Raw genomic sequence first — 15,596 nt, forward strand, 5'->3', positions numbered from 1 at the left:
TTTTACATCTATCAAAAATGTGTATGTTGTATCAGGTTATATTCGGTAACCAAATGGTGAATAGATAGGATGACAACCCAACTAAATCACACCTTTTAGAAAGCCTAGTCTTACGACTAGGCTTTCGTCGTTTCTAGGTTCCGGTCATTTACTCTTTGTCTAACAATCTCCTCTCGCATACAACCTCAACAGTTACTGCTTTGATTCAGAAGCTTCGTTAGAAATAGTGCGTCTTTCCTGTACCTGAACTTAGTGTCTAGTGCTTCATTCGAAAGCGTTCGGCAAAGGCTCAGCCCACTGCCTTGTTCATTACACAATTGAGCATAAGTCTAATCCTTGCGACTAGAATCTTATCGTCCTGGTAATAAGTTTTGTAAGGTGCTTCACCTCAATGATGCCTGAATCTATCTTGATTAGAAGGCTTCGGCTTTAACAGTTACTTTGTCTTTGCCGTTTCTAGTAACGAATGCCTCTGAGGTTGGACGCTATTCACTCCATCTTAAAATGGAAGATGTGACTGATAGTCTATCGTGGAAATTTACTCCCTCTAATCATCTCTAAAGGCTTTGCTTCTTAGCTTGTTTAACTGATTAGAATTGGCACTAAAGCTTCACTAAGCGCTATTGGGGCCGCTTTAAGAGCTATTTCTTAACGTTCTTTGATTTTAGTTTCGTGATTGGTCCAGATGACTTTGCTCTGTGGTGAGAGATTATTGGAGGCCGCGCTTGTTGAGAGGGAGTTTATAGATACAAAGAAGCCGATGCTGGGCATCGGCTTCTTAATTATGCAAGAGGGATTTAAGCTGGTTGAACTAGAGCGAGTGCCTTACGAGAGACCTCATGGGCTGCTTTGGTTAGGTTCTGCTTCTCTAGTGCATCTGATAGGTACCCGTAATCTGATACATTTGAGCGTAGTGCCAGAGCCTTCTCGAAGTGGTTTTGTGCTTCTTCCCACTTCTGTTCTCTTAAGTAGAACTGAGCTAATGCACTGTGTGCTTCTGCATTATTGCTATCTTTGCTGATAGCGCGCTCTAACATAACAACCACTGGGTGGTGATCAGCAAGATTCAGCTCTGGAAGTAGCATGTAGAGCTCGTTTGAACCTGTTTTAGCAATGTTCTCTTTGATAACTGTAAAAGCTTCTGCATCGGCTTTACGGGCGATCAGTTGTTTTACGAAACAAGAGACAAGATGTGAGCTTTGCTTTTGTTTTCTTGGAAGCTTGTTCCAGTGACTGATTAAGCCTTCTCTGCCTTGCTGTTGTGCTACATCGTTAAGTAAACCACATTGTGCTTTCTGCTCTAATTCACTTTGTTCTTCTGCCGTTAGAAGCTTGTTCTTAGAGAGCTTAGGAGTTAGTTCCAGCAATGGTTGCCATAACTTAAGCTGCATGTAGGTCGCTTTTAGTAAGCCCAGGACTGCAGTGTTGTTTGGGTGTGAACCTTTTAAGCTAGAAAGAGTATCGAAAGCCGCTTCATAGTTTGATTCACTGATTTGCTGTTTCGCTTTTGTTAGCTCTACTGCCAGTAGCGAATCATCTTGTTGGCTAGCTAGTTCGATGTATTTATCACGTTCAGCGGTATTCCCTTGCTCATGTGCGGCTTGAGAAGCCACTAGGTAACAAAGCAGAGGCATGTCGTGGTGGTTAGCCCAACGTGTGACTTTCTTCTCTGCACCTTTCCAATCACCTTCAAGAAGTTTGATGATGCCTTCATTAGTGTAGCGGCGAGAGCGCTTTAGTTTACGAACACTGAACCAGTTCCAAGTTGTTGAACTTGCGTAAATCAGCTTTTTAAATAGGTATTCTAGGCCGAATAGTGCCGCTAAAAGTGCAATCACAAAGATCGCCAGTGTGGTTACACTCATCTCAATTGTCTTATTGGCAATTGAGATCAGCACATAACCTTGTTGACCTGAAAACTGCGTGCCGACAAATAGACCTGCACCCAGAACGAGGAAAAGAAAGATTAAACGAATCATTATTTCTCCTCCGAGGTCATTACCGTCACCTCACGGCGTAGACGTTCACGAATCACATCAGACAACTGGTTCTGAGACTCAAGTTTCACTGGGTATTTAACAGTGATGTTTTGCTCGCTTAGCTGTTTGATAGCCTTCTCAAACTCGATAACTGAATTGTCATCTTGGTTTAGGTACGACTTAGACCACTCGTTAGCTGTCTTTAGAGCTGCGCTATAAACTTCACCTTGCTCTTTGTAGACTGCGCGAATTGCGGTTTCCAGTTTACCTTTGATGTTTTCGCGTAGGTAGAAGTGCTGTTCTGGGGATAGTAGAGGGATAACCTCGCCATCTCGGCTACGGAAAGTGATGAAGTTTTCTGAGAAGTCTTTCATCGACGTCATCAGGTTGCTTTGCCAATCATTGATGTCTTGAGATACGGCTTTTTTCTCGACGACTTCAGCCTCAGGAAGAATCGCATTCGCCAGAGGTAGCTTATCGACTTGTTGCTGAAGGCTCGTGATACGTAGGACTAAGCCATCGCGGTCGATCAGAGGGATAGTACGAAGCTTAGTGATGTCATTAGTCATAGACTGACGCAATGATACTAGGCTTGGATCGTTGAGTGCAGCGATACGCTGATCGGCACTTTCCATTAGTTTGGTTGCGCTAACCGCATCATGCTCAAGGAATAGTTTACGACCAGCTAGTTTTACTAAGTAATCAGCTTCCGCAAGCAGCCAGTCATTTGGACGACGACCTTTCACATCGGCTACCGCTAGTTGCAGACTTTGAATGCTCTTTTGTTGTTGAGATTGTACAACCTGAGTTTTCTCTACCGCATGTGACGCTTCTTGGATAGTCTCTTGCTTGATAGCTTGCAGGTCTTTATTTACAGCAGATTGGGTATTTTGTAGCTGGGCTTGAAGTGCTGCGATTTGATCTGAATATTCAGCACTCTTTTGCTGCATTTGGAAGGCAATACCGCCGCTGAAAACAATAGAAATTGCGATAGCGATAGCGCCAAATTTCACACCACGCTTACCTTGTTTCTCTGCTTTTTCAATTTGTTCTTTGTGATCGGCTTGAAGCTGCTCATTGTGAGTCTTATTCGATGCAGGAGCATCAAGCTTTGGTTCTGTTTCTTTTGATTCAGCGGTTTCGTCTTTGGTCGCTACTGGCTGAGTATCTTGGTTCTGTTCAGGTTCAATATGCTCATTATTTTTTTTGCTTGTCATGCTTATTTCCTGTTTCTAGCTAGGGCTGGAGAGCAGCCAGTAATATTTGGTTCGCAGCACTTTGAGTATTCGTAACGTTAGAGAAACCGAGCTGTTGTGCTCGTTGTGCTATGCGCTTACTTGGAACAAACAAATGTCTCGTTGAAAGCCAAGCAGAATACTCATCAGGGGTAATGGAGCACAGATACTCCAATTGCTCCTGACTAGTGACGACTACTTTGGACGTTTTTTTGTTTATCCATGTTTGATAGGTATTGTGATCGTTTATAGGAATATATTCTCTACGGTAGGTCTCACAATAAGAGACTTGTGCACCAAGGTTGAGCAAAGAATCCCGAATGAGCTCTCGCCCACCATTCCCACGTAGTATCAAAATGGATTTATTTTTTACGTCACTAAGTTCAGCAAGTTGAAGAAGATGTTCACTATCACTAACTTGAGGATAGTTTACTTTTTGTTTACAGACTTTGCTTAAAACGTGCGCAGTTTTTTGACCAACGCCAAGATAAAGCGGCGAAGTGGGCCAAACAGACGAAGTTTTAGAAAGAATATTTTGAGCCGCGGTCACGGCATGATGGCTGACAGCGATGATGATATCGCTGTTATTAAGTTGGACGCTTAAGTTCGCCGAATCTGGATTGTCGATGATACGGATAAGCGGATGATGGATTGCTTGAACCCCTTCATCCGCTAGTTGTTGGCAAAGCGATTGTCCCTCTACACCGGGACGAGTTACCAACACGGTCATGATTATTCTTGGTCTGCGTATAGCTTGGTTAGGATTTCTCTCGCACCATCATCTAGCAGTTGATTAGCCAGAGTCACACCCAGCGCTTCTGCTTCTTCACGAGGGCCAGATATCTCACCACGAATCATTTTAGAACCGTCTGGCTCACCAACCAATGCACGTAGCCAGATGTTATCGCCGTCTAGTAGAGAGTAACTACCGATAGGCACCTGACAACCGCCTTCTAGTGTTAAGTTCATTGCACGTTCGCACAGAACACGGTCTGCAGTATCTTTGTCGTTTAGGGGCTCAAGAAGCTTAATTAGGCGTTCATCATCAAGACGACATTCAATACCTACAGCGCCTTGGCCTACAGCTGGTAGAGATTGTTCTGGTTCGATAAAGCTACGGATACGATCTTCTAGTTTTAGACGCTTAAGACCAGCTGCCGCTAGAACGATTGCATCGTATTGACCGTCATCGAGTTTACCTAGACGAGTACCCACGTTGCCGCGCAGTTCTTTGATGATCAAATCAGGGCGGTATTCCAGTAACTGACACTGACGACGCAGGCTACATGTACCTACGACAGCACCTTGTGGCAGTTCATCAATGTTGTTGTATGTGTTTGATACGAATGCGTCACGAGGATCTTCACGTTCACAAATCGTCACGAGACCTAGACCTTCAGGGAAGTCGACTGGCACATCTTTCATTGAGTGAACCGCAAGGTCAGCACGACCTTCTAGCATTGCCACTTCAAGTTCTTTTACGAACAGACCTTTACCACCCACTTTAGCAAGTGGAGTGTCTAGGATGATGTCACCTTTGGTCACCATAGTTACCAACTCAACCTCTAAACCAGGGTGAGCAGCTTGAAGAGCATCCCTAACAAAGTATGCCTGCCAAAGGGCAAGAGGGCTTTTTCTGGTTGCGATACGGATTGGTGCTGAATTTGTCATGGTGTTTCCGATATAGGTTCTGTAATAGCCTAATCCTACCATTGTGCGGCGAAAATTCTTACTGTTTGATCATTCCATGCTTTGATAGCTGAGAGATTTTCATAAGTTCACCAAAATAGTGTGATTGGTATCTCATTTGAAACATGGGCTATTATTAGAAATAGTCAATACAGAGGACACTACGGCGCCGTGAGTTTAACTTTTTGTCATTAAGGAATTGGCCAGTCTGGCGGCTTCCTTTGCTTTACCATTAGGGGTAAAAGTGTTAAATTGATCACGTTTTGTTGCTGCATTCGTTCAGTAACTAAACAGAAGTGCATTTAATCTCAAACCAAGGACTTACCTTGCAGGCTTACACTCAAACATTGATTCAACGATTAGACAATCTTAATCAACAGCGCATTGATCGTGCGTTGGCGTTGATGAATGTGCAAGGCCAACGAGTTTTTAACCTTATTCCTGCACTGCTTCATTTCAATCATCCAATGATGCCTGGTTATTACGACCAACAAGTTCCTTTTGGAATTCGTAGCTTCACGCCTAATGAATTCCAAAAGCAATTTGTCTCTGATACTGAACTTACCTTAGGTGGCAAGCTAACCGAGTCTGCGGAGCCCGCAATTCTTGGTTTGTACACCATGGGCAGTACCTCTTCTATTGGTCAAAGCACGTCAAGTGACCTCGATATCTGGGTGTGTGTATCTCCAGATATGGACGGCCCAGCGCGCGATAGCCTCACCAATAAATGTTTGTTGATTACCGATTGGGCTGAGACCTTAGGTGTTGAAGCTAACTTCTTTTTAATGGATGAAGAGCGTTTCCGTTCAAACCATTCTGAAGAGATGACCGGTGATAACTGTGGCTCTTCTCAGCACTTGCTGTTACTAGATGAGTTCTACCGTTCTGCCGTTCGTTTAGCTGGCCAACGCCTGTTGTGGCAGATCATTCCGCCAGAAATGGAAGAGTGCTATGACGAATATGTTCAGGGCTTGTGTCGAGATGGCTATCTTGATTGTTCGCAGTGGATTGATTTCGGCAAGCTGAATCGTATCCCTGCTGAAGAGTACTTCGGTTCTAACCTGTGGCAGCTCTACAAGAGTATCGACTCACCGTATAAATCGGTGTTAAAGGCGATCTTGCTAGAAGCTTATTCATGGGAATACCCAAACACTCAATTGTTGAGTATTGATACCAAGCGCCGCTTCTTCGCGGATGAGCCTGATCTGTACGGCATGGATAGCTATTATCTGATGCTAGAGAAGGTGACTCGCTACCTAGAACGTATCAACGACCACACTCGATTGGACTTGGTAAGACGCTGTTTTTATCTGAAGACCCACGAGAAGTTGTCACGTGAGGCGGGCATTGGCTCTGTTGCATGGCGTCGTGAAGCGCTCACTGAGATGACCCAATCTTGGAACTGGGGACAGGATACTATTGCAGAGCTCGATAACCGCCGCAACTGGAAGGTAGAGCAAGTCAAAGTCGTGCACCATGCACTGCTTGATGCTTTGATGCTGAGCTATCGTAACCTAATTCAGTTTGCACGTCGTAACGACATCACGTCGGCAATCAGCCCGCAAGATATTAGTATCTTGGCGCGTAAGCTGTATGCGGCGTTTGAGGTGTTGCCAGGTAAAGTGACGCTACTGAATCCGCAAATCTCTCCGGATCTTCACGAGCCAGATTTGAGCTTTATTGAGGTTCGCCAAGGGCAATCGAATAAAGCGGGTTGGTACTTGTACAAGCAGCCGCTGATTGCACATCGTATTCTTGGTCAACCGTCCCTGGAGCACCATGAGTACTTAAGTAAGTTAGTGGCTTGGTCGTTCTTTAACGGCTTGATCACTGAGTCGACACGTCTGCATTCTGTGGTTCGTGATGCCCATATTGATATCGATAAGTTTTATCAAATGGTGAGTGACCTGCGTAATACCTTCTCGTTGCGTAAGCGCCGTCCGAGTATGCAGGCACTGGCGAGCCCATGTGAGATTAGCCAGCTGGCGATGTTCATCAACTTTGAAAATGACCCGACTTCTGAATTAAGTGGTCGAGAATTAAAAGTGGATCTCAAAAATGCGGATATCTTCAGTTTTGGTGAAGAAGGTAAGAGCTTAGTCGGCAGTGTTGATTTGGTTTACCGTAACTCGTGGCATGAAGTACGTACTCTTCACTTCCAAGGTGATACGGCGATGCTTGATGCTCTGAAGACGGTGTTAGGCAAGATGCATCAAGATGCGTTACCGCCAGAATCGGTTGATGTGTTCTGTTACAGCAAAAACTTGCGTGGTGTGATGCGTAACATGGTGTATCAGCTGCTTGCTGAGTGTATCGAGTTAAGGCTAAAACCAATTGAGCCAGAGAAACGTCGCCGCTTTAAGGCTATTCGTCTTGCTAACAAGATGTTTGGTCTGTTCTTTGAGCGCCGCGGTGTATCGGTACAGATGCTAGAAAACTCGGTTGATTTCTACCGTAGTATCTCTACCAATAAGCTCAAGGGTTCACCTTTACTGATGCTGGATAAAGAGCAAGAGTATCAACTGCCCGAAGTGGTGGATGGTTTTGCGAGTGAAGGCTTAATTCAGTTCTTCTTTGAAGATACCGATAAAGGTTTCAATATTTACGTATTGGACGAGTCGAATCAGGTTGAAGCTTATCACCAGTACAGTGGTGAAAAAGATGAGATGATCGCGAGTGTGAATACCTTCTACACATCGGTAAAAGATGAGTCGAAGATGTCATCTAAATTGATTAACTTTAACTTGCCTCAGTACTACCAAATCGTTCACCCAGAAGAGGGCAATTCTTATGTTGTGCCTTACCGTAACGATGCGACGTTAGCTTCTCGGAGCTCAAAGATAGTTAACATCTAGTTTATTTAGACTGATTGATATTAAAAAAGGAGTGGTTGATTCACTCCTTTTTAGTTTTGCTTACAAATGATCAGACCCAATCGATCTCTTCACCTGCGTGCTTCACGCATTCTTCTTTAACCATCTCAAACAGCTCCATGCCCGTCTTAGAACATGTCCACTTGTCGTCGATTAATTTAAAGTGGAAGCCACCAGATTTAGACGCCAACCAGATTTCTTTCATTGGTTCTTGGCGGTTAATAATGATTTGGCTGCGGTTCTCAAACTCCAGCGTCATCACGTTACCAGTCACTTCGTAATCAATATCTGCCTCTGAATCGTCGATAGCTTCTTCGATGTTTTGCATCTGTATATCGACTAGTTGATGAAATTCAGTCTCGTTCATCCTTTCTATCCTATTGCTTTTCCTGAGTGTGGTGCGATTATAGGGGGCATTGAGTTAATAATCACGATATGCAAAATGAAAAAATTAATTACCGCTCTGTTTATGCTGTCCGTTATTGGACTTTCTGGTTGTGGTCAAACGGGTCCTTTATACGATCCTGATGAAGTTCAGCAGACTGAACAATCACAATAAGTGAAACACGCAGAAATCGTTATTTATAAGGGATAAGAACTTTGGATTACTTCAACTATCAGGAAGATGGCCAGCTTTGGGCTGAGGACGTCGCACTTTCACAACTCGCAGAGCAATATGGTACGCCGCTGTATGTATATTCTCGCGCTACATTAGAACGCCACTGGAATGCATTCGATTCATCGGTTGGCGAGCATCCACACTTGGTGTGTTATGCCGTTAAAGCGAACTCGAACCTTGGCGTATTGAATACTCTGGCACGATTAGGTTCTGGCTTTGATATCGTTTCTGGCGGTGAGCTAGAGCGTGTAGTCGCTGCAGGTGGCGATCCAGCGAAAGTTGTATTCTCTGGTGTCGGCAAAACAGCTGCTGAAATGAAACGTGCGCTTGAGTTGAACATTAAGTGTTTCAACGTAGAGTCTGAGCCAGAGCTAGAGCGACTGAACAAAGTTGCTGGTGAATTGGGTGTTAAGGCGCCGATTTCACTGCGTATCAACCCAGATGTTGATGCAAACACTCACCCTTATATCTCGACTGGTCTGCGTGATAACAAATTTGGTATCGCCTTCGACCGTGCTCCTACGGTTTACGCTTTTGCACAAACACTAGAAAACCTGTCTATCCACGGTATTGATTGCCACATCGGTTCTCAGCTTACTGACATCGAACCTTTCATTGATGCGACTGACCGTTTGCTTGCCCTAATCGACCAACTGCGTGCTGATGGTATTAACATTAAACACCTTGATGTCGGCGGTGGCTTGGGTGTGGTTTATCGTGATGAACTGCCACCACAACCTTCAGATTATGCGAAAGCGCTATTGGCTCGTCTAGACAATCATTCTGATCTAGAGCTGATTTTCGAGCCTGGAAGAGCGATTGCTGCTAACGCTGGTGTATTATTGACGAAAGTTGAGTTCCTTAAGCCAACAGAGCACAAGAATTTTGCCATTATCGATGCAGCAATGAACGACCTGATGCGTCCTGCGCTTTACCAAGCGTGGCAAGATATTGTCCCAGTGAACCCTCGCCAAGGCGAAGCAGTAACGTACGATTTGGTTGGCCCTATTTGTGAAACAGGTGACTTCCTAGGTAAAGACCGCGATTTGGTACTTGAAGAAGGCGATTTGCTTGCGGTTCGTTCTGCCGGTGCTTATGGCTTCGTAATGTCATCTAACTACAACACTCGTTCGCGAGCGGCTGAAGTGATGGTTGATGGCAACAAAACTCATCTAGTTCGTCAGCGCGAAGAGCTTACGAGCTTGTGGGAACTTGAAAACATTCTTCCGGAGTAATTTAAAGCGTTATGCACTTCCACTTTTCTAAAATGCATGGTTTGGGCAATGATTTCATGGTCGTGGACTGCATTACTCAAAATATTTTCTTTTCTCCAGATTTGATCCGTCGTTTGGCGGATCGTCACACTGGTGTGGGCTTTGACCAGTTACTTGTGGTTGAGGCTCCCTATGATCCAGAAACTGATTTCCATTACCGCATATTTAATGCGGATGGCAGTGAAGTGGAGCAGTGTGGTAATGGTGCTCGTTGTTTTGCACGATTCGTTCGCATGAAAGGCTTAACGAATAAGTACAGCATCAACGTCAGTACCAAGAAAGGCAAAATGGTTCTGAAGATAGAAGAGAATGACCTGATCACCGTGAATATGGGCATTCCTGAGTTCGAACCAAGCAAGATCCCATTTAAAGCGAAGCAACCTGAAAAGACCTACATCCTAAGAACCGATGTACATACTTTATTCTGTGGTGCAGTCAGTATGGGTAACCCACATGTGGTGACCGTGGTTGATGATGTCGATACGGCCGATGTGGACACCTTAGGTCCACTGCTTGAATCACATGAGCGTTTCCCTGAGCGTGTTAATGCTGGCTTTATGCAGGTGGTTAACCGTGAAGAAGTACGTTTGCGTGTTTATGAACGTGGTGCAGGTGAAACTCAGGCTTGTGGTAGCGGTGCCTGTGGCGCTGTTGCGGTTGGTATTACTCAAGGCTTACTGGCTGAGAATGTGAAGGTTAGCCTACCAGGTGGTGACTTACACATTAGCTGGCAAGGTCCGGGGAAAGCTCTGTATATGACGGGCCCAGCGACGCATGTGTTTGATGGCCAGCTTTCTTGCTGATAACGATACATAACAGATAGATACATAAAAAATAAAGGATAGGTTTTGTCTAACGTTGAAGCCGACGCACTCACAGCAGAAGTGGTCGCGGAATATTTACGTGATAACCCAGATTTTTTCCAAGACCGAAAAGATTTGGTGGATCGCCTTGCTATTAATAACGTTGAGCAGGGTGCCGTTTCTCTGGTCGAGATTCAGCTTAAACGTCAACGCCAGAGAATCGAAGAGCTAGAAGAAGAGATCACTGGCTTGATGTCTCTGGCGGCGAATAACGATAAAACCTTCTATGAGTTTATGGATCTGCAAGCGCAAGTGCTGAAATGCAGTGACTTCATGCAGGTAATTAAAGCGGTTGAGCAAAAGGCACTCGACCTTGGGCTGAAGGCTCATTTGCGAATCCTTTCGCAAACGGGTTTCTATCAACTCAGTGAAGAGGGCTACTCGAAGTTTTCACTTAATCACTTTAATGGCAAAGATGCCTACCTCGGGCGTTTGAGAAAAGCCGACAGACAAGATTTGTTTGGTGATTTTCCGGTTCCAGAGCTAGGCTCTTATGTAGTACTACCACTTGCTAAGCAGTCTCCATTGGGCTTGCTCGCCTTTTCTAGTGAAGATGGCGGTCACTTCCAACCTCATATGGATACGCTCTTTTTACGCCACTTAGCACTTGTCGTGTCTCATTTGGCGGACACCTTACCTTGGCAGACAAATAATGAGCCTAGAGCCCAAAACACCTCTTCCTAATAGCCTTCAAAAGCCTCTTTCTCGCTTCTATGAATATCTCAGAAGCGAGAAGGGACTCAGCCTACACACCCAACGAAACTACAAACAACAACTTGAAACCATGGCCGAACACTTAGTCACATTGGGGCTAAAGGATTGGCGTCAAATTGATGCTGCTTGGGTAAGACAACTTGCCAGTAAAGGCATGCGTGATGGGATGAAGGCAAGCAGCATCGCGACTCGCTTATCGTCACTGCGTAGCTTCTTTGATTTTCTTGTCTTACGGGGCGAAATAACCGCGAACCCTGCAAAAGGGGTTTCTGCGCCTCGTAAGCAGCGTCCGTTACCAAAAAACCTCGATGTCGATGAAGTCGGTCAGTTGCTTGACGTGAATGAAGACGATCCGCTGTCGATTCGTGATCGAGCGATGATGGAGGTGATGTACGGTGCTGGTTTGCGTCTTGCTGAACTGGTTGGTATCAACCTCAAAGACGTGCTGAGCCGCCAAGGAGAAATCCGAGTCATCGGTAAAGGTGACAAGGAGCGCAAGGCGCCATTTTCGGGCTTAGCCAAAGAGTGGGTCGATAAGTGGCTGCGAGTCCGCGGTGAATTGGCTTCTCCGGGAGAGGACGCGCTGTTTGTTTCCAAGCTGGGAACACGCATCTCACACCGCAGTGTGCAAAAACGTATGGAAGAGTGGGGTAAGAAGCAATCTGTAGCGAGCCATATTAGCCCGCACAAACTGCGTCACTCCTTTGCAACGCATGTGCTTGAGTCGAGCCAAAACCTTCGTGCGGTCCAAGAGCTATTGGGCCATGAAAATATCTCGACCACCCAAGTGTACACTCACTTGGATTTCCAGCATCTAGCACAAGCATACGATCAAGCTCACCCAAGAGCCCGTAAGAAAAATAAAGACTAAAGGTTTTACTATGCGAATTTACCGAGGGTTACAGCCTGTCAAAGCCATGACCTTTGATTTGGATGACACTCTATATGACAACTGGCCTGTGATCATGAAGGTTGAGAAAGAGATGACGCAGTGGCTTTTTCAAGAGCACCCTGTGTCTGCTTCTTTGTCGCTGGAAGAGTGGCAAGCTGTAAAACAACGAGTCGCATTGGATAACCCAGAGTTAAAGCATGATGTCACCTTGTGGCGTGAAACTCAGATTAAGACGGGTTTGTTGCAGTTGGGCTACTCTCAGCAGCAAGCTGAGCAGGCCGCTTGTGACGGTATCGAACATGCCTTATGGCTACGCAACCAAGTCGACGTTCCTCAAGAAACCCACCGTGTCATGGAGGAACTTGCCCAGCGTGTTCCTTTAGTGGCGATAACCAATGGTAATGTCGACCCCTATAAAATTGGCCTTGGGCAATACTTCCAGTTAATCCTCAAAGCTGGCCCTGACGGCAGGGCCAAACCCTACCCAGATATGTTTGAGAAAGCACAACAGCACTTGGGCTTTGATGCTAGTAATATCCTTCATGTGGGGGATCATTTAAGGACGGATGTCTACGGAGCCAAGAAAAATGGCTTCCAAGCATGCTGGTTTAATGACACTGGTTCCAATTTATACCTATCTTCGAAGGTGAATGTGCTTCCTGATGTTGAAATAGAACAGCTCAGCGATCTTATGCGACTAATTTAATGGCCACTGCAGGCTTATTGTGTCGCATTTATGATAGTGAATTGTTACATTAGTCGAGTTTAAAGGCCTGTTTAGGCTAGGATAATTAGCGATTTTCAATCATAGCGGTGGTTGCGGGTTCTCTATTCCATTAGATTTCGAACAAGGGTTGGCATGCAAACATATACATTTCTCGCAAACACAGAAGAGCAATTAGCATCTCAACTTGCTCAGCGCGAATGGTGTGATAGCAAACAATACCTAGTTCAACTTTTCTCTACGCAATCACCTGATGTGGCTCGCCAACTTGCTAATGTGGCGCTCAATCGTTTGAGCCATGCGACCTTGATTGGTCAAAGTGCTCGTCATGTTATTTGTGATAACTGCCTTGAGAGTACTTGCACCTTAGTCATTGTTAGTGAATTCAACGAAACTCTATTAATCTCCGCGGTACAGCCTTTTACAGGTAACCCTAACCAAGATAGCCAAGATCTCGTATCTCAACTTGATCTATCGGAAGACACCAAAACTGTTATCAGCTTGTGTGATCAGGTTGAAGGACGTGATTACCCAATTTATGGTGCTTTCGAAAATCATTCCTACGCATTACCAGTGGCTGGTGGCTTGTGCCAGGAAAATGAGTTCGGCCGCTGGGTTATGCACAACGAGCAAACTTACCAACATGCCTGCGTAGCGGTTGCCTTGACGAACCCTAATTTAAAGGTGTGGTCAGACGCTTACTCCGAGTGGAACCCTATAGGGATGAAACTACGAGTGACTCATGCGATAGGGAACCGTCTGTATGCATTAAATGACAAGCCGGCGATTGAGGTATTTAAACATTACCTTGCCGATGGTAAAGACCTTCCTTTCAGTCAACTGATGAGTTTTCCGCTTTATCGCGAACTTGGCAGGAAGAAAGGGATATCAACACCACTTCGTATTAATGACGATGGCAGTATCGAGTTTGATAGCCCTTGGCAGATCGGTGAAGAAGCTCAGTTCTGCTATAACCACCCATCACTGACTGCCGAAAAGGTGCGTCATGGCGCTGAGATGCTTGCCATGCATCAACCTGAGTCTGTGATCATCTATAACTGCGTTTCTCGATTGGAGTTCATTGACAGTAAGTTAGAGCTCAAGCCATTTGAAGGGATAGTAAATGCATGTGGTGCTTACTGCATGGGAGAGCTTTATCGAACTGAAGAGCGACAAGATATCCTTCACCACAGTCTGACTTATATCGCGATGAGAGAGTCTGACGAGATTAATGAGTTTCACGCTGACGAATTTAAGTGTGGCTCTACGGTTTCACCACTGCTTAACTTAGTGCGTAACGCAGTGGCTGATCTTGATAGCATGAACACACAAATGGAGAAGAAACTCCATCAACAGGCTCGTCGTTTAACGGAGAGTTATCGCATTGATTCCCTTACAGGGCTACCTAACCGTATAGTACTAAAAGAACGACTCAATACGATTCTCTTTACTGAACATTTGTTGACCTTGAAATTGACTAATTTCCATGAAGTGAATGACAAGTATGGGTATCAAGTTGGTGATCAATTACTCTTAGATCTCTCCAACCACCTCGTAGAGCGTTTGCAGCTTCGAGTCGTTAAGAGGTCTAAGATCAAAGTTGAACTCTTTAGTATTGGGGTTGGAGAATGGGCGATTATCTTCAATACCAGTGCCATAGGAGCGAGGATAAAGGAGCGCTTTGTAGAATTTGCAGATGAAGTTGAACGTGTTAACTTCGAACCTTATGGCTTAACCGATATTGACTACCTATCGGTCTCGTTATGTGGCGGCTTTGCCAGTCGCTGTGACTTTTTGACTGATAATAGTGATGAAATCCTTCTAAAAGCGATTGAAGCACGACGTTATGGTGTTCGTAACAACACCCACATAACTAATGCCAAAGATATTCAGGTGAGTGAAGAAGAGCGTAAAGAACGGATTGGTTGGTTGAGCTGTGTTAGCCGAGCAATCTTAGATCAGAATATTATTACCTACTCGCAACCAATTGTTGAGGCGAGAACACATGAACTGATTGGTCAAGAATGTTTGGTGAGAATAATGGAAGCTGATGGAACGATTGTGCCACCAGGTAAATTCTTACCTATGATTGCCGACACACACCTTTATACACGTCTTAGTCGCCATATGATTAAGAACACTATCGGTTATATGGCCGATAAACAGAGCCCGTTTTCTATCAACCTTTCTCCGCAAGACCTTTTAAGTGATAAGACACTTGAGGTGCTCGAGACTGCCATTAGTGGCATGAACGATCCTACTCGATTGGGGCTCGAGGTGCTTGAGTCTGAGCAGATTCGAGATTATGGCCGTATGATTGAGGTGTGCGACCACTTCCGCTCGTTAGGTGCAAGAATCATTGTTGACGACTTTGGTTCTGGTTACTCCAATATCGATGAGATCATTAAGCTTGAACCGCAGATAATTAAGCTTGATGGCAGTTTGATTCGTAATATCGACAAAGACCAGAAGCAGAGAAACATTGCTTCTCAGCTGGTGCGCTTGTGCCAAGTGTTTAATGCCAAAACGGTCGCTGAGTTTGTTCACAATCAACAGGTTTGTGAGATAGCCGAACAGATGGGCGTCGATTACCTGCAAGGATACTACTTTGGAGAGCCTAAACGGCTGTTCTGATGAGTGGCAAATGTCTGATGTTTCACGTGAAACACTGTTTTGTCCAATGTATTAAAGCGAGATGTGAAAAGGGTGAGCTAGTGGCTCACCCTTTTTATTT

General features: G+C 45.0%; 13 protein-coding genes. 8 read left to right on the forward strand and 5 right to left on the reverse strand.

Going from position 1 to position 15,596, the window contains the following annotated elements; genetic code table 11:
• Positions 1 to 797: 797 nt before the first annotated feature.
• Genes BTO10_RS22775 through hemC form a run of 4 tightly spaced genes read right to left on the reverse strand, consistent with a single transcriptional unit; the run spans position 798 to position 4,885 of the window.
• Positions 798 to 1,979, reverse strand: coding sequence for a heme biosynthesis protein HemY (locus tag BTO10_RS22775; RefSeq protein WP_105025890.1), 1,182 nt, complete (start codon positions 1,977 to 1,979; stop codon positions 798 to 800).
• A complete protein-coding gene (locus tag BTO10_RS22780) occupies positions 1,979 to 3,196 on the reverse strand; it encodes a uroporphyrinogen-III C-methyltransferase (protein ID WP_105025891.1) in 1,218 nt (405 codons plus the stop codon). The genes BTO10_RS22775 and BTO10_RS22780 overlap by 1 nt, the downstream gene beginning before the upstream one ends.
• 19 nt (positions 3,197 to 3,215) lie before the next feature.
• Positions 3,216 to 3,944: a uroporphyrinogen-III synthase gene (locus tag BTO10_RS22785; protein ID WP_105025892.1), complete on the reverse strand. Its 729-nt coding sequence runs from the start codon at positions 3,942 to 3,944 to the stop codon at positions 3,216 to 3,218.
• Between the two features lie 2 nt (positions 3,945 to 3,946).
• Entirely contained in the window at positions 3,947 to 4,885 is a 939-nt protein-coding gene (gene hemC, locus BTO10_RS22790; protein WP_004740458.1) for a hydroxymethylbilane synthase, read from the reverse strand.
• Positions 4,886 to 5,229: 344 nt separating this feature from the next.
• Between hemC and BTO10_RS22795 the strand changes: the two genes are divergently transcribed.
• Positions 5,230 to 7,758, forward strand: coding sequence for a class I adenylate cyclase (locus BTO10_RS22795; RefSeq protein WP_105025893.1), 2,529 nt, complete (start codon positions 5,230 to 5,232; stop codon positions 7,756 to 7,758).
• Between the two features lie 70 nt (positions 7,759 to 7,828).
• On the opposite strand, the gene cyaY is transcribed toward BTO10_RS22795, so the two are convergent.
• Complete coding sequence (gene cyaY, locus BTO10_RS22800) at positions 7,829 to 8,143, reverse strand: iron donor protein CyaY (protein ID WP_004740462.1); 315 nt, start codon at positions 8,141 to 8,143, stop codon at positions 7,829 to 7,831.
• A 75-nt stretch (positions 8,144 to 8,218) separates the two neighbouring features.
• Here cyaY and lptM point away from each other — a divergent pair, with 75 nt between their 5' ends.
• From lptM to BTO10_RS22835, 7 genes are all read left to right on the forward strand, one after another.
• Complete coding sequence (lptM, locus tag BTO10_RS23990) at positions 8,219 to 8,335, forward strand: LPS translocon maturation chaperone LptM (protein ID WP_063524726.1); 117 nt, start codon at positions 8,219 to 8,221, stop codon at positions 8,333 to 8,335.
• 41 nt (positions 8,336 to 8,376) lie between these two features.
• Complete coding sequence (gene lysA / locus BTO10_RS22810) at positions 8,377 to 9,630, forward strand: diaminopimelate decarboxylase (protein ID WP_105025894.1); 1,254 nt, start codon at positions 8,377 to 8,379, stop codon at positions 9,628 to 9,630.
• An 11-nt stretch (positions 9,631 to 9,641) separates the two neighbouring features.
• A complete protein-coding gene (gene dapF / locus BTO10_RS22815; RefSeq protein ID WP_105025895.1) occupies positions 9,642 to 10,472 on the forward strand; it encodes a diaminopimelate epimerase in 831 nt (276 codons plus the stop codon).
• Between the two features lie 45 nt (positions 10,473 to 10,517).
• Positions 10,518 to 11,216 (forward strand): DUF484 family protein, encoded by a 699-nt coding sequence (locus BTO10_RS22820; protein WP_105025896.1) that lies wholly within the window; start codon positions 10,518 to 10,520, stop codon positions 11,214 to 11,216.
• Complete coding sequence (gene xerC, locus BTO10_RS22825) at positions 11,185 to 12,117, forward strand: tyrosine recombinase XerC (RefSeq protein WP_105025897.1); 933 nt, start codon at positions 11,185 to 11,187, stop codon at positions 12,115 to 12,117. Before BTO10_RS22820 ends, xerC begins: the two co-directional genes overlap by 32 nt.
• Before the next feature lie 10 nt (positions 12,118 to 12,127).
• Positions 12,128 to 12,844 carry a 5-amino-6-(5-phospho-D-ribitylamino)uracil phosphatase YigB gene (yigB, locus tag BTO10_RS22830; protein ID WP_105025898.1) on the forward strand — a complete coding sequence of 239 codons (717 nt, stop codon included), beginning with the start codon at positions 12,128 to 12,130 and terminating at the stop codon, positions 12,842 to 12,844.
• 153 nt (positions 12,845 to 12,997) lie between these two features.
• Positions 12,998 to 15,496, forward strand: a complete 2,499-nt coding sequence (locus BTO10_RS22835) for a bifunctional diguanylate cyclase/phosphodiesterase (protein WP_004740470.1) — start codon at positions 12,998 to 13,000, stop codon at positions 15,494 to 15,496.
• Positions 15,497 to 15,596: the final 100 nt, after the last annotated feature.

Source organism: Vibrio chagasii, assembly GCF_002954585.1.
Taxonomy (GTDB): domain Bacteria; phylum Pseudomonadota; class Gammaproteobacteria; order Enterobacterales; family Vibrionaceae; genus Vibrio; species Vibrio chagasii_A.

Bases quoted from the DNA above. Each gene is read 5' to 3' on its own strand.
- BTO10_RS22775 (WP_105025890.1), bottom strand. From the start codon at position 1,979: ATGATTCGTTTAATCTTTCTTTTCCTCGTTCTGGGTGCAGGTCTATTT.
- BTO10_RS22780 (WP_105025891.1), bottom strand. From the start codon at position 3,196: ATGACAAGCAAAAAAAATAATGAGCATATTGAACCTGAACAGAACCAA.
- BTO10_RS22785 (WP_105025892.1), bottom strand. From the start codon at position 3,944: ATGACCGTGTTGGTAACTCGTCCCGGTGTAGAGGGACAATCGCTTTGC.
- hemC (WP_004740458.1), bottom strand. From the start codon at position 4,885: ATGACAAATTCAGCACCAATCCGTATCGCAACCAGAAAAAGCCCTCTT.
- cyaY (WP_004740462.1), bottom strand. From the start codon at position 8,143: ATGAACGAGACTGAATTTCATCAACTAGTCGATATACAGATGCAAAAC.
- lptM (WP_063524726.1), top strand. From the start codon at position 8,219: ATGAAAAAATTAATTACCGCTCTGTTTATGCTGTCCGTTATTGGACTT.
- dapF (WP_105025895.1), top strand. From the start codon at position 9,642: ATGCACTTCCACTTTTCTAAAATGCATGGTTTGGGCAATGATTTCATG.
- xerC (WP_105025897.1), top strand. From the start codon at position 11,185: ATGAGCCTAGAGCCCAAAACACCTCTTCCTAATAGCCTTCAAAAGCCT.
- yigB (WP_105025898.1), top strand. From the start codon at position 12,128: ATGCGAATTTACCGAGGGTTACAGCCTGTCAAAGCCATGACCTTTGAT.
- BTO10_RS22835 (WP_004740470.1), top strand. From the start codon at position 12,998: ATGCAAACATATACATTTCTCGCAAACACAGAAGAGCAATTAGCATCT.